Below are 19,879 nucleotides of genomic sequence, written 5' to 3' on the forward strand. Positions count from 1 at the left end.
ACAGGTCTGGTTATTCGAACAGGGACGCCAGCGCGCGGCGGCGCCAGAACTTACGCAGGTCGCCGCGCGTCGCGTGCAGCGTCACGGAGCTCGTGTCGCCGCCCAGCGTGAAATCGACGCTCGCCAGCTCGCCGTTCTGCAGCGCGGCCAGCGCCGGCGCGAACCAGTCGCGCTCGAGCGTGGCGAGCGCGTCATGCCAGCGTGCCCAGTCCTGTTCGATGAACGGGGTGGTCAGCGCCGGCAGCTCGACGAGCGTCGCGCCGGCGGCAGCGGGCAGCGCGCCGAACGCGGCCGGCGGCGCACCCGCGTCGGCTTGCGCCGCGCGCGCGAGGCCGAGCGCCGCGGGCGACGCGGACAGCACGCGCGCGAACGGCTTGCCGACCGGCTTCAGCGTGCCTTGCGCGTGGAACCAGATCGTATTGACGGCGGGCAGGCCGCGCGCTTCGCGGGCTTCGTTGACCGGATGCTGGAACCAGGCCATCTGCACCTCGTTCTGCAGCTTCATCCACATCCGCGAGCGTTCGCCGGTGTGCGCCTCGTGCGGCAGCCAGATCTCGATGTTGCGGCCGCTCGCGCGCAGCGGCGCGGCGCCGGCCAGGCGGGCGAGCTGCTCGCTCGACAGATACCAGCGCGTCGGCTGCGGCGCTTCGAGCCGCACGCCGAGCTCCTCGATCAGCGGGCGCGCGACGGCCAGCAGCGCGGCCGCGTCGCCGTCGTCGAGCGCGAGGCTCGACGGATCGACGAGCACGAGGTGATCGTGCGCGATTTCGACGTGCACGGGTTCCACGCAGGCCCAGGCTTGCGTGCCCGGGGCGCCGCCGTCCGCCAGCAGCATGTAGGGCGCGAGCGGCGCCTCGTCGGCGGCGTTGCCCTGGGTCGCGCCGAACTGGCGGGCCAGCCAGCGCTCGTGCGGCAGCGTGCGCTGGAAGTCTTCGCCGGTCACGCGCTCGACAAGGCTCGCGCGGGCGAGCAACTTTTCGAGCGCGGGACTGTCCAGGGTGTGCAGGGACGAGGCCGCATCGGCCGCTGACGGCAGCGCGAACGGAACGAGAAAATGGAGGCGTCGGTCGTGCATGATGGTGCGCATTGTATGGCAAACTGCGCGCGTGATCGGGCCGGCTGACGGCCCGATTGCGTCCGGCGACCGTTTTTTCGACCACGCCCGGTCGGCGGGGCGCCGCCGGACGGCGGTCCGGCCGCGGGCCGCCTCCCCGCCGTAACCAGCAGAAAGGATTCGCTTGAAACTTCCGTACGAATGGCAGATCGGCTGGCGCTACACGCGCGCCGGCAAACGCACGACCGGCAACGGCTTCATTTCCTTCATCGCGCTCGTTTCGATGCTCGGGATCGCGCTCGGCGTCGCGGCGCTGATCGTCGTGCTGTCGGTGATGAACGGCTTCCAGAAGGAAGTGCGTGACCGCATGCTGTCGGTGCTCGCGCACGTCGAGGTGTTCTCGCCGACCGGCTCGATGCCCGACTGGCAACTGACCGCGCAGGAAGCGCGCCGCAATCACGAGGTGATCGGCGCCGCGCCGTACGTCGACGCGCAGGCGCTGCTCACGCGCCAGGACGCTGTGAGCGGCGTGATGCTGCGCGGCGTCGAGCCGTCGCTCGAGCCGCAGGTGTCGGACATCGGCAAGGACATGAAGGCGGGCCAGTTGAGCGCGCTCGTCCCCGGCCAGTTCGGCATCGTGCTCGGCGACGCGCTCGCCGGCAACCTCGGCGTGACGGTCGGCGACAAGGTCACGCTCGTCGCGCCCGAAGGCACGATCACGCCGGCCGGCATGATGCCGCGGCTCAAGCAGTTCACTGTCGTCGGCGTGTTCGAGTCGGGGCACTACGAATACGACAGCACGCTCGCGATGATCAACATCCGCGACGCGGAGGCGCTGTTCCGGATGACGGCGCCGACCGGCGTGCGGCTGCGGCTCACCGACATGCAGAAGGCGCCGCAGGTCGCGGTCGAGCTGTCGCATACGCTGTCGGGCAGCCTGTACATCCGCGACTGGACCCAGCAGAACAAGACGTGGTTCTCGGCAGTCCAGATCGAGAAGCGGATGATGTTCATCATCCTCACGCTGATCATCGCGGTGGCCGCATTCAACCTCGTGTCGTCGCTCGTGATGACCGTGACCAACAAGCAGGCCGACATCGCGATCCTGCGCACGCTCGGCGCGCAGCCGGGCTCGATCATGAAGATCTTCGTCGTGCAGGGCGTGACGATCGGCTTCGTCGGCACCGCGACGGGCGTCGCGCTCGGCTGCCTGATCGCGTGGAGCATTCCGTGGCTGATCCCGATGATCGAGCATCTGTTCGGCGTGCAGTTCCTGCCGCCGTCGGTGTACTTCATCAGCGAGCTGCCGTCCGAGCTCGTCGCGAGCGACGTGATCAAGATCGGCCTCATCGCGTTCGTGCTGTCGGCCGTCGCGACGCTCTATCCGAGCTGGCGCGGCGCGAAGGTGAAGCCGGCGGAGGCGCTCCGCTATGAATGACCGTGCGACCGCATTCGCGGATTCACGACAACCCCTCAGACAGGATTCGGCAGGTATGCAGGAATACGTGCTTCAGGCGCGCGGGATCACGAAGGCGTTCGTGCAGGGCGGCTTCAACGTGCAGGTGCTCAACAACACCGAGCTGACGGTGCGACGCGGCGAGAAGCTCGCGGTCGTGGGCGCGTCCGGCTCGGGCAAGAGCACGCTGCTGCACGTGCTGGGTGGCCTCGACGAGCCGAGCGCGGGCGAGGTGTCGCTGCTCGGCAAGCCGTTTACGCAGCTCGCCGAGCGTGAGCGCAACGAGTTGCGCAACCGCGCGCTCGGCTTCGTCTACCAGTTCCATCACCTGCTGCCGGAATTCACCGCGCTCGACAACGTCGCGATGCCGCTGCGCATCCGCCGGATGACCACCGAGGACGCGCGCGCGCAGGCACAGACGATGCTCGAGCGTGTCGGTCTCGGCCCGCGTGCGAAACACCGGCCGGGCGAGCTGTCGGGTGGCGAACGCCAGCGGGTCGCGATCGCGCGCGCGCTGGTGACGAAGCCGGCATGCGTGCTCGCCGACGAACCGACCGGGAACCTCGACGGCGGGACGGCCGATACGGTGTTCAACCTGATGCTCGAATTGTCCGAGACGCTCGAAACGAGCTTCGTGATCGTCACGCACGATCCCGAGCTCGCCGCGCGCTGCGACCGCATCATGCGTTTGCGCGACGGCGTGCTGTACGAGGAGCCGGCGCTGCCGGTGTAAACGAACGTCTTTGCCGCGCTGCCGGGTCGTCCCGGCGCGGCGGTGAGGGCGCAGGACAGCCGACATGTGGATCGATACGCATTGCCATCTCGATGCCGCCGAATTCGACGCCGACCGCGACGCGGTCGCGCAGGCGGCGCGCGCGGCCGGCGTGTCACGCATCGTGATCCCGAGCGTCGGGCGCGACAATTTCACGACGGTGCGTGAGCTGGCACAGCGCACGCCGGGCGCGGTTTATGCGCTCGGCATCCATCCGATGTTCACGCCGCACGCGCGCGACGAGGATCTCGACCGGCTGCGCATGGAGATCGAGGCGAGCCTCGACGATCCGCGCTTCGTCGCGATCGGTGAAATCGGCCTCGACTACTTCGTGCCGGGCCTCGACGAAGCGCGGCAGCAATTCTTCTATCAGGGGCAGCTCAAGCTCGCCCGTGAATTCGACCTGCCGGTGCTGTGCCACGTGCGCAAGTCGCAGGACCGCGTGCTCGCCGGGCTGCGCCGCTTCGGCGTGCGGCGCGGCATCGCGCATGCGTTCAACGGCAGTTTCCAGCAGGCCGACGCGTATCTCGCGCAAGGGCTGCATCTCGGCTTCGGTGGCAACGTGACCTTCGCGCGTGCGTTGCAGATTCGCCGGCTCGCGATGCAATTGCCGGCCGAAGCGATCGTCGTCGAGACCGACGCCCCCGACATCGCGCCCGAATGGGCGTACCAATCCCGCAACGCGCCCGACCAGGTGCCGCGCATCGGCGACGTGCTCGCCGAGCTGCGCGGGGTCGACGCGCACGCACTGTCCCTATCCACAACGGCTAACGCGTTCGCCGCGCTGCCGCGCCTCGCACTTTCGTCCGCATAATCGTTGCCGGCAGGCGCCGGATTGACAACGACGGCGCCGAATGGACGAGGAGGCGCGATGCGCGTGTGGTGGATCGCGTTTGCGCTCGGCGTCGTCGTGCTGCAGCGGCAGGCGGCGTTACCGGGTGCGGGCGTCTGGGTGGCCGGCGCGGCCGTGCTCGTCGTGTGCGGCGCGTCGTTCGCATGGTGTGTGCGGCGGCGTCGGACACGCGCGATCAGCGCGCTGCGCTGGATGCTCTGCGCGAGCGCGGCGTGTGCGATCGGCTTCGGCTATGCGGCCGCCCGCGCCGAGTGGCGGCTGCGCGATAGCCTTCCCGTCGAGCGGGAAGGGCGCGACATCGTCGTCACGGGCGTCATCAGCGGGTTGCCGGTGATCGACGACACGGGCGCGCGGCTGCTGTTCGCGGTCGAATCCAACGATGCGGGGCTGGCCCGTTTCCCACCGCTGATCCGGTTGTCTTGGGGGCAGCCCGCGGCACGCGATGCGATGCCAGCGTTGCGCGCCGCGCAGCGCTGGCGCCTGGTCGTGCGTCTGAAGCGTCCGCATGCCGAGGCCAATCCCGGCGTGCGCGACAGCGAGGCGGCATGGCTGGCCGCCGGCATTCGTGCGGTCGGCTACGTCGTGGCGCCGCAGCGCTCGGTGTTGCTCGATGCGCGCGCAGCGGGGTGGCGCGCATCGATCAATCGGCTGCGCGACGCGCTGCGTACGCGTATCGGCGCAGTGCTGGGCAGCGATGCGCGTCATCGCGGCATCGTCACCGCGCTCGCGGTCGGCGATCAATCGGGCATTGGCGACGACGACTGGCGCGTGCTGCGCAATACGGGCACGAGCCATCTGGTCGCGATCTCGGGCCTGCATGTCGGGCTCGTCGGCGCGATCGCGGGCGGGATCGTGTCGATGGTCTGGCGTCGCTTGCGCTGGCGCGGACGAGCCGCGGTGCTCATGATGCCGGCACCCTACGTGGCGTCCGTCGCGGCGCTGACGGCGGCCGCGGGCTACGCGGCGCTCGCCGGCTTCAACGTGCCGGCGCAGCGCGCGTGGTGGATGATCGCGGCTGGTGCGGCGGCGTTTCTCGCCGGCCGCAGCGTGCCGACCTCCGCGGTGCTGTGCGCGGCGCTCGGTGGCGTGCTGCTGGCCGATCCGTGGGCCGTGCTGTCGGCCGGGTTCTGGCTGTCGTTCGGGGCGGTCGCGGTGATCCTGATGGCCGTGGCGGGCTGGCGTGCGGTGCGCGAATTCGATGGCGACGGCGGCGGCGATGGCGATGACGGCACGCTCGATGGCACCGCAGCGACCGGTCGCCGAGGTCGGCTGCGCGCATGGTGCGTGCGCGCCATGCGCCGTATCAGCGACGCGACGCGCGTGCAGTACGCGGTGACGATCGGCCTCGCGCCGCTGACGGCCGCGTGGTTCGCGCAGATGTCGGTCTCGGGCCCGGTCGGCAATGCGTTTGCGATTCCGTGGGTCAGCTCGGTCGTGACACCGATCGTGCTGGCCGGTATCGGCTTGCCCGCACCGCTCGACGTCTATGCGTTCCGGCTCGCGCACGCGGCGCTCGAACCGATGATGGCGCTGCTCGGGTACCTCGCCGACTGGCCGGCGGGTGTGTTCTGGCTGCGCATGCCCGACTGGCCGGTGCTGGCGCTCGCATGCGTGGGCGTCGCCTGGGTGCTGATGCCGCGCGGCTGGCCGCTGCGCTGGGCGGCGCCGCTCACCTGGCTGCCGCTCGTCGCGCCGGCACCCGATGCGCCGCCGCCGGGCGGCTTCCGGCTGACCGTGCTGGATGTCGGGCAGGGCGCGGCGGTGCTGGTCGAGACCGCGCGCCGGGTCTTGCTGTTCGATGCGGGGCCGGGGGCGGAGTCGACCCATGCCGGCACGCGGATCGTCGCGCCAGCGTTGCGGGCGCGCGCGATCCGGACGCTCGATTCGCTCGTGCTCAGCCATGCGGACGCCGATCACACGGGCGGCGCGGCGGCTGTTTATGCGGCGACCGAGGTCCGCCAGGTGCTCGCCGGCATTGCGTCGCAACACCGACTGTGGCGCGACGCAGAAGCGGCCGGCGTGACCGATCGCCTGCGTTGCGCGGCCGGGCAGCGCTGGATATGGGACGGTGTCGTCTTCACGATGCTCTGGCCGCCGGGCGAGGTGCGTGCGGGCTCGTCGAACGGGCAGTCGTGCGTGCTGCGCGTCGACGCGGGCGGCACATCCGCGCTGCTGACGGGCGACATCGAGGCGAGCGCCGAGCGCCGGCTCGTGGCCGGCGCCCACGACGCACTGGCCGCGCAGATCCTCGTCGTTGCGCACCACGGCAGCCGCACGTCGTCGGTCGAGCCTTTCCTCGATTCGGTCGGGCCGCGCGTCGCGGTATTTCCTGTAGGCTATCGCAATCGCTTCGGGCATCCGCACCGGACGGTCCTGGCGCGCTACGAAGCGCGCGGGATCCCGCTGCCGCGTACCGACCGCGACGGGGCCGTACGGTTCGACGTCGCGCCCGATGGCGGCGGCTTCGTGTTCGAGCGTTATCGCGATGCGCAGCGGCGGTACTGGATGGATCGGTGACGGTGCGTGTCGGGAAGAACATGGCGCCGCGCGGCGAAGCACGGCTTCGGCCGGATGCGAAGCACGGGACCGGGGCATGCGCCGAAGCCCCCGCGCCGGTCGATAAAGGAGACATCGGCTTTTGAAGGACATCCTCCATTTCTCGCATGCGAACGGTTTTCCGGCATCGACGTACCGGACGATCTTCGCCGAACTGGCCGACGACTACGAACTGCGCTACATCGAGCGCATCGGCCACGATCGCCGCTACCCGGTGACGCGCGACTGGCCGCATCTCGTCGAGCAACTGCTCGACGACATCGGCAGCCGCTACGAGCGCCCGGTGTGGCTCGTCGGCCATTCGCTCGGCGGTTACCTGTCGCTGATGGCTGCGCTGAAAAAGCCGCAATGGGTGCGTGGCGTGGTGATGATCGATTCCCCGATCATCGCGGGCTGGCGCGCCGGTGCGTTGCGCGCGAGCCAGTGGGCGGGGCTCGACGAGCGGCTGTCGCCGGCCGCGGCGACCCGCAACCGGCGCACGCACTGGGTCAGCCGCGATGACGTGTGGCGGCACTTTCACGGCAAGCCGGCGTTTGCGCGCTGGGACGAACGGATGCTGTCCGACTACATCGACCACGGCATTCCGCAGGCGGGCGCCGACGGCGAACGCGCGCTCGCGTTCGACCGGCAGGTCGAATACCTGATCTACCGGACGTTGCCGCACACGCTCGGCCCGCGGCTCGCGCGCGGCTCGCCGGTGCCGCTGGGCTTTCTCGCCGGCACGCGCTCGCGCGAAGTGCGGCAGGTCGGGCTCGATGCGACGCGCCGCGCGGCGCGCGGGCGCATCGAATGGCTCGAGGGCAGCCACCTGTTCCCGATGGAGCGGCCGATCGAGACGGCCCGCGCATTGCAGCGGATGCTGAATTCGCTGAAAGCGGAGGAGGGCGGCCTGCCGCGCGACGGCGTGGCGCTCGCGAAGCGCGCCTGACGCATCGTCCGGCGCACCGCGTTTCGCGGGTGCGGTTGCACCGACCGGCCGGCCGGTTCGCCCGGGCGCGCACGGCTGATGCGGCGCCGCGCGAAGGGGCGGGATCATCGCGTCAATTGCTGAGAGAAGGGCGGGCTTTACGGTATAATCCGTTTTTCCCGCGAGCATCCAGCGATGACCAAATATGTTTTCGTCACCGGCGGCGTAGTTTCTTCCCTCGGCAAGGGTATTGCCGCCGCCTCTCTCGCCGCGATCCTCGAATCGCGCGGTCTGAAAGTCACCCTCCTCAAACTCGATCCCTACATCAACGTCGACCCCGGCACGATGAGCCCGTTTCAGCACGGCGAAGTGTTCGTGACGGAAGATGGAGCGGAGACTGACCTCGACCTCGGCCACTACGAGCGCTTCATCAGCACGAAGATGCGCAAGGCCAACAACTTCACGACCGGCCAGATCTACGAATCGGTGATCCGCAAGGAACGCCGCGGCGACTATCTCGGCAAGACCGTGCAGGTGATTCCGCACATCACGAACGAAATCCAGGCGTTCATCGAGCGCGGGGCGGCATCGGCCACCTGCGGCGAACCGGACGTCGCGATCGTCGAGATCGGCGGCACGGTCGGCGACATCGAGTCGCTGCCGTTCCTCGAAGCCGCGCGCCAGATGAGCCTGCGCCTCGGCCGCAACAGCGCGTGCTTCGTGCACCTGACGCTCGTGCCGTACGTCGCGACGGCTGGCGAGCTGAAGACGAAGCCGACCCAGCACAGCGTGCAGAAGCTGCGCGAGATCGGCATCCTGCCGCACGTGCTGCTGTGCCGTGCGGACCGCCGCATCCCCGACGACGAATCGAAGAAGATCTCGATGTTCTCGAACGTGCCCGAAGACGCCGTGATCTCGGTGTGGGACGCCGACAGCATCTACAAGATTCCGCAGATGCTGCACGACCAGGGCCTCGACCGGATCATCTGCGAAGAGCTGAAGCTGTCGCCGAAGGACGCCGATCTGAGCATGTGGGCGGAACTCGTCGAGAAGCTCGAGAACCCGAAGCACGAAGTGACGATCGGCATGGTCGGCAAGTACGTCGATCTGACCGAATCGTACAAGTCGCTGATCGAAGCGCTGCGCCACGCGTCGCTGCACACGGCGACCAAGGTCAACATCGAGTACATCGATTCGGAAGAAGTCGAGTCGAACGGTGTCGACAGCCTGAAGCATCTCGACGCCGTGCTGGTGCCGGGCGGTTTCGGCCGTCGCGGCACGGAAGGCAAGATCGCGGCGATCCGCTATGCGCGTGAAGCGAAGGTGCCGTACCTCGGCATCTGCCTCGGCATGCAGCTCGCGGTGATCGAGTTCGCGCGCGACGTCGTCGGCCTGAAGCAGGCGAACAGCACGGAATTCGATCCGGACACGCCGGAACGCGTGGTCGCGCTGATCACCGAGTGGTACGACCGCGAAGGCAAGGTCGAGATGCGCACCGAAGAGTCCGATCTGGGCGGCACGATGCGCCTCGGTTCGCAACGTTGCCCGATCAAGCCCGGCACGATGGCCGAAGAGATCTATGGCAAGGATGTGAACGAGCGTCATCGCCACCGTTATGAAGTCAATAACCGCTTCGTGCCCCAGCTCGAAGCCGGCGGCCTTATCATCAGCGCCCGTACCCCGAGCGAGGACCTGCCGGAAATGATGGAGCTGCCGCGTTCGATGCACCCGTGGTTCGTCGGCGTCCAGTTCCACCCGGAATTCACGTCCACGCCACGTGATGGCCATCCTCTGTTCAAGTCGTTCGTCGAAGCTGCGCTCGCCAACAAGCAAGCGCACGGAGTGAAAGCATGAAGCTGTGCGATTTCGAGGTCGGTCTCGACCAGCCTTTCTTCCTGATCGCGGGTACCTGCGTTGTCGAATCGGAGCAAATGACGATCGACACGGCTGGCCGCCTGAAGGAAATCTGCGAGAAGCTGAACGTTCCGTTCATCTACAAGTCGTCCTACGACAAGGCGAATCGCAGTTCGGGCAAGTCGTTTCGCGGCCTCGGAATGGACGAGGGTCTGCGGATCCTCGGCGAGGTGAAGCGCCAGCTCGGCCTGCCGGTGCTGACCGACGTGCACTCGATCGACGAGATCGAGCAGGTCGCGTCGGTCGTCGACGTGCTGCAGACGCCGGCGTTCCTGTGCCGCCAGACCGACTTCATCCATGCGTGCGCGCGCTCGGGCAAGCCCGTCAACATCAAGAAGGGCCAGTTCCTCGCGCCGCACGACATGAAGAACGTGATCGACAAGGCGCGCGACGCCGCACGTGAAGCCGGTCTGTCGGAAGACCGCTTCATGGCGTGCGAGCGCGGCGTTTCGTTCGGCTACAACAACCTCGTGTCCGACATGCGTTCGCTCGCGATCATGCGCGAGACGAGCGCGCCGGTCGTGTTCGATGCGACCCATTCGGTGCAGTTGCCGGGCGGGCAGGGCACGAGCTCGGGCGGCCAGCGCGAATTCGTGCCGGTGCTCGCACGTGCGGCGGTCGCAACGGGCGTCGCGGGCCTGTTCATGGAGACGCACCCGAATCCGGCCGAAGCGAAGTCGGACGGCCCGAACGCGGTGCCGCTGAACCGGATGAGCGCGTTGCTGGAGACCCTCGTCACGCTCGACCAGGCGGTGAAGCGCAATCCGTTCCTGGAAAACGATTTCAATTAAAGATCGAATGAACCTTGCGGCGGCTTCGCGCGTCTGTAGCGAAAGCGCTTCCGGCGTGCGCGCCGTCGCAGTTTGAAGAATCCATCGTCATTCTCAGAGGAAACCCATGAGTGCAATCGTAGATATCATCGGCCGCGAGATTCTGGATTCGCGCGGCAACCCCACCGTCGAATGCGACGTGCTGCTCGAATCGGGCACGATGGGCCGCGCGGCGGTCCCGTCGGGTGCGTCCACGGGCTCGCGTGAAGCCATCGAACTGCGCGACGGCGAAGCCGGCCGCTACAACGGCAAGGGCGTGCTGAAGGCAGTCGAGCACATCAACACCGAAATCTCCGAAGCCATCATGGGCCTCGACGCGTCGGAACAGGCGTTCCTCGACAAGACGCTGCTCGAGCTGGACGGCACCGACAACAAGTCGCGCCTCGGCGCGAACGCGATGCTGGCCGTGTCGATGGCCGTCGCGAAGGCTGCTGCCGAAGAGGCAGGCCTGCCGCTGTACCGCTATTTCGGCGGCTCGGGCGCCATGCAACTGCCGGTGCCGATGATGAACATCGTCAACGGCGGCGCGCACGCGAACAACAGCCTCGATATCCAGGAATTCATGATCGTTCCGGTCAGCCAGCCGACGTTCCGTGAAGCACTGCGTTGCGGCGCGGAAGTGTTCCACGCGCTGAAGAAGATCCTGAGCGACCGCGGTATGAGCACGGCAGTCGGCGACGAAGGCGGTTTCGCACCGAACTTCGGCAGCAACGACGAGTGCCTGTCGACGATCCTGCAGGCGATCGAGAAGGCAGGCTACCGTGCGGGCGAAGACGTGCTGCTCGCGCTCGACTGCGCGGCGTCCGAGTTCTACCACGACGGCAAGTACCAGCTCGCGGGCGAAGGCCTGCAGCTGTCGTCGGCCGAATTCACCGACTACCTCGCGACGCTCGCCGACAAGTTTCCGATCGTGTCGATCGAAGACGGCATGCACGAAAGCGACTGGGACGGCTGGAAGCTGCTGACCGACCGCCTCGGCAAGAAGGTGCAGCTGGTCGGCGACGACCTGTTCGTCACGAACACGCGCATCCTGAAGGAAGGTATCGAGAAGGGCATCGCCAATTCGATCCTGATCAAGATCAACCAGATCGGCACGCTGACCGAAACGTTCGCAGCCATCGAGATGGCGAAGCGCGCGGGCTACACGGCCGTGATCTCGCACCGCTCGGGCGAAACGGAAGATTCGACGATCGCGGACATCGCGGTTGGCCTGAACGCCGGTCAGATCAAGACGGGTTCGCTGTCGCGTAGCGACCGCATCTCGAAGTACAACCAGCTGCTGCGTATCGAGGAAGATCTCGGCGATATCGCGAGCTACCCGGGCAAATCGGCTTTCTATAACCTGCGCTAACGCGCTACTATCGGGTTCGTCATCTCGACGCCGCTCTGTGCATGTCGCGCGGAGCGGCGCTTCTTATATCTGCTTTCCTACATGCGGCTTGTCACTGTCGTCCTGATTGCCTTGCTGGCGCTCATTCAGTACCCCCTATGGTGGGGACACGGCGGCTGGCTGCGGGTGCACGAATTGCGTCAGCAGCTTGACGACCAGCTCCAGAAGAATGCGGACGAGAAATTGCGCAACGAGCGGATCGCCGGCGAAGTGCAGGATCTGCAAAGCGGCACCGCGGCCATCGAGGAGCGTGCGCGCTACGAGATGGGCATGGTGAAGGACGGCGAAGTATTCGTGCAGTTCGTGTCGCCGAATGCGCCGGCCGGCCCGCTGAACAACACGCCGGCGAGTACCGCGATACGCGCAGACATATCCGCGGCGCCCGTGCGGATCGTGCCGAATCCTCCGCCGATGGCGAGATCGTCGCGGCATCACGGCGAGAAGGGCAAGGCCGCGCATCACTGAGCGCAGCAGTCCGAACCATTGAAAAAGCGCGGGAAATACCGCGCTTTTTTATTTCCTGGCAGTCGTCAATCGACCCGGCGCACCATTACCACCACCAGCCCGGATAGCCATAGCCGTAGCCGACGCCGGTTCCCCACCGGTTGCCCCAGCCGCCGTAATAGCCGCCATAGACGGTCACGGGCGGCGGCGCGTAATACGCCCACGCGCGTGCGGCCGCTTCGGCCGCCATCGCGTTGTTCTGGTCTCGCAGCACCTGCTTGTCGATCTCGTCGTAGCGCTTGCGCTCGGCGCTCGACAGCGCGGGCGGCTGGCCGCCCGATGCGCCCGGCTCGGGCAGGCGGCTCAGGATCGTGGACGTGGGCTGGACCGCGCAGCCGGCGAGCGCGAGCGTGCCGGCGACGACACCGGTCAGGACGACGGAGCGGAACGGGTAATCCATGGGTTTCTCCAGCAGCGCGCCGACGGCGGGAAGCGGCTTGCGCCGAAGGGCAGGCCTGCGGCGCCTGAGCCGTGCGTGCGACGCTCGTGCGTCATTATGCGCCCGCACCCGCATCGCGGGCGCAGGCGCGCGCGTCAGTGACGCTGCCCGGTCGCGGGCGTGATGCCGGTCGCGACCTCCGGTGCGGCGAACAACTGCGCGACGTCGACCGGATCGAACTCGTAGCGCTGGTTGCAGAACTCGCAGTGGATTTCGACGTGGCCGCGCTCGACGATCACGCTGTCGACTTCGTCGCGGCCGAGCATGCGCAGCATCGCGCCGACCTTCTCGCGCGAGCACGAGCACTGGAAGCGTGCGCCGGTCGGCTCGAAGTGCTGCACGTTTTCCTGCCAGAACAGCCGCCGGAACACGACTTCCGGTTCGACCTCGAGCAGTTCCTTCGCGGACAGCGTGCTGCCGAGCGTGCAGACGCGCTCCCACGTGTCGACGTCCGTCTCGGCGTTGCGCGGCACGATGCCGCCGTCGCCCGGCAGCTTCTGCAGCAGCATGCCGACGGCCCGATCGCGATCCGCGGCGAGCCACAGCCGCGTGTCGAGCTGCTCCGAGTGATGCATGTAATGCTCGAGCACCTGCGAAACCGATTCGTGCGGGCCGTCGACGCCGTTCAGCGGCACGATGCCCTGGTACGGTTGCTGGCCCGGCAGCTTGTCGGCCGGGTCGAGCGTGATCACGCAGCGGCCGTGGCCGCTCGCGTTGACGAGCGACGCGAAGCTCGTGTCGTCGCCGATCGTCTGGGCCGAGTCACCGGCGAACTTGGCCGTGGCCCGTATCGACAGATCCGAACTGCACTGGACGACCAGCATCTGGACCGGCCCGTCGCCGAAGATCTGCATGATCAGGGTGCCGTGAAATTTCAGGTTCGCGGACAGCAGCGCGCACGCGGCCATCATCTCGCCGAGCACGTTGCGCACCGGGGCAGGGTAGTCGCGGCGCGCGAGCACCTCTTGCCACGTGTTGCGCAGCGAAACGATCTCGCCGCGCACCGGTGCCGAATTGAACATGAATTTCTGTAACTGGTCGCTCACTCTTCTTCCTTGAAATCCGTGCGAATCACCCGATCCGCACGAGTTGCTCCTTGAAATGCGCACGCCGCTCGACGTACGTCTTCGCATTTGCGCGCAGCCGCGCGATGTCGTCTGCCGACAGCTCGCGCACGACTTTCGCCGGTGCGCCGAGAATCAGCGAGTTGTCCGGGAACGTCTTGCCTTCCGTCACGACCGCGCCGGCGCCTACCAGACAGTTGCGGCCGATGACCGCTCCATTCAAGACCACCGCCTGAATACCGATCAGCGAACCTTCGCCGATCGTGCACCCGTGCAGCATTGCCTGGTGCCCGATCGTCACGTTTTCGGCAATCGTCAGGGGAAAGCCGGGGTCCGTATGCAGTACCGCGCCTTCCTGGACGTTGCTGCCGACGCCGACGGTGATCGTCTCGTTGTCGCCGCGAATCGTCGCGCCGAACCATACGCTCGCATTTTCCTCGAGCACGACCTTGCCGATGATGGCCGCCGTATCGGCGACGAATACGCTTTCGTGGATCGTCGGGGCCGTATCGCCCAGTTTGTAGATCGTCACGGAGTCTCCTGGTCTCTTCGATGATGGGCGCCGGTAGAATGGCGCGTCTGGCGTGCCCGGCGCGTTGCGTCGCGGCACAAACGCATATTGTAAACCGTCGCGTGCATACGCTCCCGCGATGCACTCGGGCGGTGTCCCGGTTTGATGAACATGGCGTCTTCTTCTTTTGCTGCTGCGCCGGCCTGCGTGCGCCGCGCCGCGCTCGACGCGCTGCAGATCTCCGAGCCGGCCACCAAGGCCGCGCAGGTCCACGCGCTGTACGACGCATTGCTGGCCGGACGGGCCGCGATCTCGCCGTCGCTCGACCTGGGCGAGCCGGCCGGGCTGCCCGGCCGCCCGGCGCGCCCGCCGCTCGTCGAGCCGCGCCAGCTCGAGCGGCGCAGCATGCGCTCGCCTGCCGGGCGCGCGGTGTTGCTGCACGCGCTCGCCCATATCGAATTCAACGCGATCAACCTTGCGCTCGACGCCGTGTGGCGCTTTCGCGGGCTGCCGGAGGCGTTTTATGCGGACTGGCTGAAGGTCGCGGCCGAGGAGGCCTATCACTTCACGCTGCTGTCCGACCGGCTCGTCGCTTTCGGGCACGCGTACGGCGACTTTCCTGCCCACAACGGACTGTGGGACATGTGCGAACGGACCCGGGCCGACGTGCTCGCGCGGATGGCGCTCGTGCCGCGCACGCTCGAGGCGCGCGGGCTCGACGCGTCACCGCCCATTCGCGCGCGGCTCGTGCAGGCGGGCGACGATGCATCGGCGGCGATCCTCGACGTGATCCTGCGCGACGAAATCGGCCATGTCGCGATCGGGAACCGCTGGTTCCGGCACCTGTGCGACGAGGCCGGTCTCGATCCGGTGCCGGCCTACCGCGAACTCGCCGCGCAATACCATGCGCCGCGGCTGCGCGGCCCGTTCAATTTCGACGCGCGCCGTACCGCGGGATTCGAGCAGGCGGAGCTGGACGAACTGGCCGCGCAGGACGGCGCGGAGGCGGGCGTCGGGAAGGCCGCGGACTAGCGCGGTCGCAGGCACGCCCGACGGCAATCGCCGGCGCCTGGGCGCCAACGATTGCGCCCTGGGCGCGTTGCCGCTAGAGACCCGCCTCCACTGCCGCGTGCCGGAACGAAAGCGCCGCCGCTATAATCGAACGATCATTCTTTTTTTTGGCGGCTGCAATGAATGCCTCGAGTTCTGTTTCCGATTTCGTCACGGTCCGCGGCGTCCGGCTGCATGTGCGGCGCTGGGGCCGGCCCGACGCGCCGACGCTGTTCATGCTGCACGGCTGGATGGACGTCGCGGCATCGTTCCAGTTCGTCGTCGACGCGCTCGCCGGCGACTGGCAGGTGATCGCACCGGATGCGCGCGGCTTCGGCCTGTCCGACTGGCCGGTCGCGCGGCAGGGTGGCGGCCATTACTGGTTCCACGAGTACCTGGGCGATCTCGACGCGCTCGTCGACCACTATGCGCCGACCGGCGAAGTCAACCTGGTCGGGCACAGCATGGGCGCGAACGTCGTATGCCTGTACGCGGGCGCGCGGCCGGAGCGGGTGCGGCGGGTGGTCGATCTCGAAGGGTTCGGGCTTGCACCGGCGCGCGCCGAGCAGGCACCGCGCCGGCTGCGCGGCTGGCTCGACGAACTGCGCGAGCCGCCGGTGCTGCGCCCGTACGCGTCGCTCGACGAGGTGGCGGCCCGGCTGACCAAGACCAACCCGCAGCTCGATCCGCGTCGCGCCGCGTTTCTCGCCGCGCACTGGTCGAAGCGTGGTGACGACGGCCTGTATCACCTGCTGGCGGATCCGGCGCACAAGATGGCGGGCCCGATGCTGTACCGGCTCGACGAGGTGATGGCCGTCTGGACGAAGGTGCGCGCGAAGGTGCTGCACGTCGAGGCCGTCAATTCGCCGACGCTCGCATACCTTGCAGGCGACATTCCGCTGCCGGAGTTCAAGGCGCGCTTCAGCGCGTTCGCGGACTGGCGCGAAAAGCTCGTCGAAGATGCCGGCCACATGGTCCATCACGACCAGCCCGAGCAGATCGCGGCGCTGATCGAAGCGTTCTGCGCATAGGCCGGCGGCGGCAGTGGCGGGGCAGGCGGGCGGCGGAATTGTCGCGTTGCAGTAGAATGAAGCTTCACCTGCCATACCGACAATGAACGCTGATCTCCACTGCCATTCGAATGTTTCCGACGGGTTGCTGTCGCCTACCGATGTCGCGCGCCGCGCCCATGCCGGCGGCGTGACCCTGTGGGCGCTGACCGACCACGACGAAATCGGCGGTCAGGCGGCGGCGCGCAGCGAGGCGGAAGCGCTCGGGATGCGTTATCTGAGCGGCGTCGAGATTTCGGTCACGTGGGCGTCGCGCACCGTGCACATCGTCGGGCTGAATATCGACCCTTCGAACCCGACACTCGTCGACGGCCTCTATCGCACGCGCCACGGCCGTGCCGCGCGTGCGAAGGCGATCGCCGCGCAGCTCGAGACGCTCGGCATTCCGGGCGCGTACGAAGGCGCGCTGAAGTACGTATCGAATCCCGACCTGATCTCGCGCACCCACTTCGCGCGCTTTCTCGTCGAGAACGGCCATGCCGCATCGACCTCCGACGTATTCGACCGCCTGCTCGGCGACGGCAAGCCCGGTTTCGTCCCGCACCGCTGGGCGGCGCTGCCCGACGCGGTTGCCTGGATCCGCGCCGCGGGCGGCGAGGCCGTGGTCGCGCACCCCGGCCGCTACCGCTATACGCCGGTCGAATTCGACGCATTCTTCGGCGAGTTCATCGATCTCGGCGGCCGCGCGATCGAGGTCATCACGGGCAGCCACACGCCCGACCAGTACCGCGAATATGCGGACGTTGCCCGCCGCTTCGGCTTCGAGGTGTCGCGCGGCTCGGATTTTCATGCGCCGGGCGAGGGCCGTATCGAGCTCGGCAGCCTGCCGCCGTTGCCGCCCGACCTGAAACCGGTCTGGGAGCGCTGGCTCTGACGCGAATCGGCCGTCCGCCGTTCGTGTTGCCGCCGTCGCGCGCATCCGATTCTTCCCTCTTTACGTGTTCCCATGTCCCAGTTCTTCAGGATTCATCCGGATAATCCGCAGCCGCGCCTGATCAATCAGGCCGCGGAGATCGTCAGCAAGGGCGGCGTCATCGCGATGCCGACCGATTCGAGCTATGCGCTCGCGTGCCATCTCGACGACAAGGATGCGGTCGAGCGCGTGCGCCGCATCCGCGGTCTCGACGAGAAGCAGCACCTGTCGCTGCTCGTGCGCGACCTGTCGGAGCTGGCCAATTTCGCGATGGTGGATAACCGCCAGTACCGGCAGATCAAGTCGGTGACGCCGGGCCCGTACGTGTTCATCCTGCAGGCGACGAAGGAAGTGCCGCGCCGGCTGTCGCACCCGTCGCGCAAGACGATCGGGCTGCGTGTGCCCGATCACGCGATCACGCTCGCGTTGCTCGAGTCGCTCGGCCAGCCGCTGCTCGGTACGACGCTGATCCTGCCGCCCGACGACGAGCCGCTCAACGACCCCGACGACATCCGCGCGCGGCTCGAGAAGCAGGTCGATCTCGTGATCGACGGCGGCGCGTGTCCGCGCGAGCCGTCGACGGTGATCGACCTGACGGGCGACGAGCCGCAACTCGTGCGCGCGGGGCGCGGCGCACTCGAACCGTTCGACCTCTCGGCCGCGTAAGCGCGCCATTCATTTTTTGCGCGAGTGCGCTTGTTACAATAACGCGATATGGATGCTTCCCTGATACAGACCATCGCCGTCTACGCGCTGCCCGTGATCTTCGCGATCACGCTGCACGAGGCCGCGCACGGCTACGCCGCCCGCCTGCTCGGCGACAACACCGCCTACATGATGGGGCGCGTGTCGTTCAACCCGATGCGTCACATCGATCCGATCGGCACGATCGCGATCCCGCTCGCGATGTATTTCCTGACCGGCGGCGCCTTCCTGTTCGGCTATGCGAAGCCGGTGCCGGTGTCGTTCCGCAACCTGCGCGATCCGCGCTGGGGCAGCCTGTGGGTGTCGCTCGCCGGTCCCGCCTGCAATTTCGTGCAGGCGCTGATCTGGGGCGTGCTGAGCGTCGTGCTTGCCGCGACCGGTATCGACGAGCCGTTCTTCACGCGGATGGCCTACGCCGGCGTCAGCGCCAACCTCGTGCTCGGCGTGCTGAACCTGTTCCCGCTGCCGCCACTCGACGGCGGCCGCATTCTGGCGGCGCTGCTGCCGCCGAGGCAATCGATCGCGCTGTCGCGCATCGAGCCGTACGGTTTCATCATCGTCCTCGTGCTGGTCGCGACGGGCGTGCTGACGAACTTCTGGCTGCGTCCGCTCGTGAACGCCGCGGCCGGCATCCTGAGTGCCATCCTGTCTCCACTCGCCTCGCTTTTCTAACGACAACCATGTTCCCTGATCGTATTTTCTCCGGCATGCGACCCACCGGGTCGCTGCACCTCGGCCACTACCACGGCGTGCTGAAAAACTGGGTGAAGCTGCAGTCCGAGTACCCGTGTTTCTTCTGCGTGGTCGACTGGCATGCGCTGACGACGCACTACGAAACGCCCGAGGTCATCGAGAAGAACGTGTGGGACGTGCTGATCGACTGGCTCGCGTCCGGCATCGACCCGGCGCAGGCGACGCTGTTCATCCAGAGCAAGGTGCCCGAGCATGCAGAGCTCGCGCTGCTGCTGGGCATGAGCACGCCGCTCGGCTGGCTCGAACGCGTGCCGACCTACAAGGAGCAGATGGAGAAGCTGAAGGACAAGGACCTGTCGACCTACGGCTTCCTCGGCTACCCGGTCCTGATGGCGGCCGACATCCTGCTGTATCGCGGCTCGCTCGTGCCGGTCGGTGAAGACCAGGTGCCGCACGTCGAGATGACGCGCGAGATCGCGCGCCGCTTCAACTACCTGTACGGCCGCGAGCCGGGCTTCGAGGAGAAGGCGCTCGAAGCCGCGAAGAAGCTCGGCGGCAAGCGCGCGAAGCTCTATCACGAGCTGCGCAACGCATACCAGCAGGAGGGCGACGACGAGGCGCTCGAACAGGCGCGCGCGATGCTGCAGGAATCGCAGAGCCTGTCGATGAGCGACCGCGAGCGCCTGTTCGGCTACCTCGAAGGCGCGCGCAAGATCATCCTGGTCGAGCCGCAGGCACTACTGACCGAAGCATCGCGGATGCCGGGCCTCGATGGCCAGAAGATGTCGAAGTCGTACGGCAACACGATCGGCCTGCGCGAAGACGCGGAGACGATCACGAAGAAGGTCCGCACGATGCCGACCGATCCGGCGCGCGTGCGCCGCACCGATCCGGGCGACCCCGACAAGTGCCCGGTGTGGCAGCTCCATCAGGTCTATACCGACGAAGCGACGCACGACTGGGTGCAGAAGGGCTGCCGCTCGGCGGGCATCGGCTGCCTCGACTGCAAGCAGCCGGTCGTCGAAGGGATCCTGCGCGAACAGCAGCCGATGCTCGAACGCGCGCAGAAGTACATGGACGATCCGTCGCTGCTGCGCGCGATCGTCGCGGACGGCTGCGACAAGGCGCGCAAGCACGCGGTCGAGACGATGCGCGACGTGCGCGATGCGATGGGTTTGTCGTACACCTGAGCTGACGG

The 19,879-nt window shown here is 67.6% G+C and carries 19 protein-coding genes; 15 read left to right on the forward strand and 4 right to left on the reverse strand.

All coding sequences use genetic code 11. The features are described 5' to 3' along the window. Positions 1-10 precede the first annotated feature (10 nt). Complete coding sequence (locus BX604_RS33825; RefSeq protein WP_179894941.1) at positions 11-1,087, reverse strand: regulator; 1,077 nt, start codon at positions 1,085-1,087, stop codon at positions 11-13. Between the two features lie 151 nt (positions 1,088-1,238). On the opposite strand from BX604_RS33825, the gene BX604_RS33830 reads away from it, so the two are divergent. From BX604_RS33830 to ftsB, 9 genes are all read left to right on the forward strand, one after another. Next, positions 1,239-2,492: a lipoprotein-releasing ABC transporter permease subunit gene (locus BX604_RS33830; RefSeq protein WP_098555540.1), complete on the forward strand. Its 1,254-nt coding sequence runs from the start codon at positions 1,239-1,241 to the stop codon at positions 2,490-2,492. Further along, on the forward strand, positions 2,485-3,243 hold the full coding sequence (lolD, locus tag BX604_RS33835) for a lipoprotein-releasing ABC transporter ATP-binding protein LolD (protein ID WP_373562454.1): 759 nt from the start codon (positions 2,485-2,487) through the stop codon (positions 3,241-3,243). The genes BX604_RS33830 and lolD overlap by 8 nt, the downstream gene beginning before the upstream one ends. Before the next feature lie 64 nt (positions 3,244-3,307). After that, positions 3,308-4,096, forward strand: coding sequence for a TatD family hydrolase (locus tag BX604_RS33840; RefSeq protein WP_098555545.1), 789 nt, complete (start codon positions 3,308-3,310; stop codon positions 4,094-4,096). Positions 4,097-4,153: 57 nt separating this feature from the next. After that, entirely contained in the window at positions 4,154-6,652 is a 2,499-nt protein-coding gene (locus BX604_RS33845; RefSeq protein ID WP_098555548.1) for a DNA internalization-related competence protein ComEC/Rec2, read from the forward strand. A 121-nt stretch (positions 6,653-6,773) separates the two neighbouring features. Then, positions 6,774-7,619 (forward strand): alpha/beta fold hydrolase, encoded by an 846-nt coding sequence (locus BX604_RS33850; RefSeq protein ID WP_098555551.1) that lies wholly within the window; start codon positions 6,774-6,776, stop codon positions 7,617-7,619. Between the two features lie 174 nt (positions 7,620-7,793). Continuing rightward, complete coding sequence (locus tag BX604_RS33855; RefSeq protein WP_098555554.1) at positions 7,794-9,452, forward strand: CTP synthase; 1,659 nt, start codon at positions 7,794-7,796, stop codon at positions 9,450-9,452. Beyond that, positions 9,449-10,303 carry a 3-deoxy-8-phosphooctulonate synthase gene (gene kdsA, locus BX604_RS33860; protein ID WP_096507254.1) on the forward strand — a complete coding sequence of 285 codons (855 nt, stop codon included), beginning with the start codon at positions 9,449-9,451 and terminating at the stop codon, positions 10,301-10,303. Before BX604_RS33855 ends, kdsA begins: the two co-directional genes overlap by 4 nt. A 106-nt stretch (positions 10,304-10,409) precedes the next feature. Continuing rightward, a complete protein-coding gene (eno, locus tag BX604_RS33865; RefSeq protein ID WP_006478406.1) occupies positions 10,410-11,693 on the forward strand; it encodes a phosphopyruvate hydratase in 1,284 nt (427 codons plus the stop codon). 81 nt (positions 11,694-11,774) lie between these two features. Further along, entirely contained in the window at positions 11,775-12,197 is a 423-nt protein-coding gene (gene ftsB / locus BX604_RS33870; protein ID WP_098555557.1) for a cell division protein FtsB, read from the forward strand. Positions 12,198-12,282: 85 nt separating this feature from the next. Here the strand turns inward: ftsB and BX604_RS33875 are convergent, their stop codons facing one another. The 3 genes from BX604_RS33875 to BX604_RS33885 all read right to left on the reverse strand — a co-directional run bounded on the left by BX604_RS33875 (position 12,283) and on the right by BX604_RS33885 (position 14,271). Continuing rightward, on the reverse strand, positions 12,283-12,636 hold the full coding sequence (locus BX604_RS33875) for a hypothetical protein (RefSeq protein WP_098555560.1): 354 nt from the start codon (positions 12,634-12,636) through the stop codon (positions 12,283-12,285). Positions 12,637-12,770: 134 nt separating this feature from the next. Beyond that, entirely contained in the window at positions 12,771-13,721 is a 951-nt protein-coding gene (gene hslO, locus BX604_RS33880) for an Hsp33 family molecular chaperone HslO (protein ID WP_098555563.1), read from the reverse strand. Positions 13,722-13,746: 25 nt separating this feature from the next. Beyond that, on the reverse strand, positions 13,747-14,271 hold the full coding sequence (locus BX604_RS33885) for a gamma carbonic anhydrase family protein (RefSeq protein ID WP_096507258.1): 525 nt from the start codon (positions 14,269-14,271) through the stop codon (positions 13,747-13,749). A 144-nt stretch (positions 14,272-14,415) separates the two neighbouring features. Between BX604_RS33885 and BX604_RS33890 the strand changes: the two genes are divergently transcribed. The 6 genes from BX604_RS33890 (at position 14,416) to BX604_RS33915 (ending at position 19,871) form a co-directional block, all read left to right on the forward strand. After that, positions 14,416-15,282: a ferritin-like domain-containing protein gene (locus BX604_RS33890; protein ID WP_098555566.1), complete on the forward strand. Its 867-nt coding sequence runs from the start codon at positions 14,416-14,418 to the stop codon at positions 15,280-15,282. A gap of 158 nt (positions 15,283-15,440) precedes the next feature. Then, complete coding sequence (locus BX604_RS33895) at positions 15,441-16,331, forward strand: alpha/beta fold hydrolase (RefSeq protein WP_098555569.1); 891 nt, start codon at positions 15,441-15,443, stop codon at positions 16,329-16,331. 82 nt (positions 16,332-16,413) lie between these two features. Further along, the gene (locus tag BX604_RS33900; protein WP_098555572.1) at positions 16,414-17,244 is read left to right on the forward strand and encodes a 3',5'-nucleoside bisphosphate phosphatase; all 831 of its coding nucleotides are present in this window, start codon (positions 16,414-16,416) and stop codon (positions 17,242-17,244) included. 72 nt (positions 17,245-17,316) lie between these two features. Continuing rightward, positions 17,317-17,949 carry an L-threonylcarbamoyladenylate synthase gene (locus BX604_RS33905; RefSeq protein WP_098555575.1) on the forward strand — a complete coding sequence of 211 codons (633 nt, stop codon included), beginning with the start codon at positions 17,317-17,319 and terminating at the stop codon, positions 17,947-17,949. Between the two features lie 48 nt (positions 17,950-17,997). Next, a complete protein-coding gene (locus tag BX604_RS33910) occupies positions 17,998-18,660 on the forward strand; it encodes a site-2 protease family protein (protein ID WP_098555578.1) in 663 nt (220 codons plus the stop codon). 8 nt (positions 18,661-18,668) lie between these two features. Then, positions 18,669-19,871: a tryptophan--tRNA ligase gene (locus BX604_RS33915; RefSeq protein ID WP_096507264.1), complete on the forward strand. Its 1,203-nt coding sequence runs from the start codon at positions 18,669-18,671 to the stop codon at positions 19,869-19,871. Positions 19,872-19,879: the final 8 nt, after the last annotated feature.

Source organism: Burkholderia sp. JKS000303 (assembly GCF_002563755.1).
In the GTDB taxonomy this organism is placed as follows: domain Bacteria; phylum Pseudomonadota; class Gammaproteobacteria; order Burkholderiales; family Burkholderiaceae; genus Burkholderia; species Burkholderia anthina_B.

Bases quoted from the DNA above. Each gene is read 5' to 3' on its own strand.
- BX604_RS33890 (WP_098555566.1), top strand. From the start codon at position 14,416: ATGAACATGGCGTCTTCTTCTTTTGCTGCTGCGCCGGCCTGCGTGCGC.
- BX604_RS33855 (WP_098555554.1), top strand. From the start codon at position 7,794: ATGACCAAATATGTTTTCGTCACCGGCGGCGTAGTTTCTTCCCTCGGC.
- BX604_RS33910 (WP_098555578.1), top strand. From the start codon at position 17,998: ATGGATGCTTCCCTGATACAGACCATCGCCGTCTACGCGCTGCCCGTG.
- BX604_RS33915 (WP_096507264.1), top strand. From the start codon at position 18,669: ATGTTCCCTGATCGTATTTTCTCCGGCATGCGACCCACCGGGTCGCTG.
- lolD (WP_373562454.1), top strand. From the start codon at position 2,485: ATGAATGACCGTGCGACCGCATTCGCGGATTCACGACAACCCCTCAGA.
- BX604_RS33840 (WP_098555545.1), top strand. From the start codon at position 3,308: ATGTGGATCGATACGCATTGCCATCTCGATGCCGCCGAATTCGACGCC.
- BX604_RS33895 (WP_098555569.1), top strand. From the start codon at position 15,441: ATGAATGCCTCGAGTTCTGTTTCCGATTTCGTCACGGTCCGCGGCGTC.
- BX604_RS33825 (WP_179894941.1), bottom strand. From the start codon at position 1,087: ATGCGCACCATCATGCACGACCGACGCCTCCATTTTCTCGTTCCGTTC.
- ftsB (WP_098555557.1), top strand. From the start codon at position 11,775: ATGCGGCTTGTCACTGTCGTCCTGATTGCCTTGCTGGCGCTCATTCAG.
- BX604_RS33875 (WP_098555560.1), bottom strand. From the start codon at position 12,636: ATGGATTACCCGTTCCGCTCCGTCGTCCTGACCGGTGTCGTCGCCGGC.
- BX604_RS33905 (WP_098555575.1), top strand. From the start codon at position 17,317: ATGTCCCAGTTCTTCAGGATTCATCCGGATAATCCGCAGCCGCGCCTG.
- kdsA (WP_096507254.1), top strand. From the start codon at position 9,449: ATGAAGCTGTGCGATTTCGAGGTCGGTCTCGACCAGCCTTTCTTCCTG.
- BX604_RS33900 (WP_098555572.1), top strand. From the start codon at position 16,414: ATGAACGCTGATCTCCACTGCCATTCGAATGTTTCCGACGGGTTGCTG.
- eno (WP_006478406.1), top strand. From the start codon at position 10,410: ATGAGTGCAATCGTAGATATCATCGGCCGCGAGATTCTGGATTCGCGC.
- BX604_RS33845 (WP_098555548.1), top strand. From the start codon at position 4,154: ATGCGCGTGTGGTGGATCGCGTTTGCGCTCGGCGTCGTCGTGCTGCAG.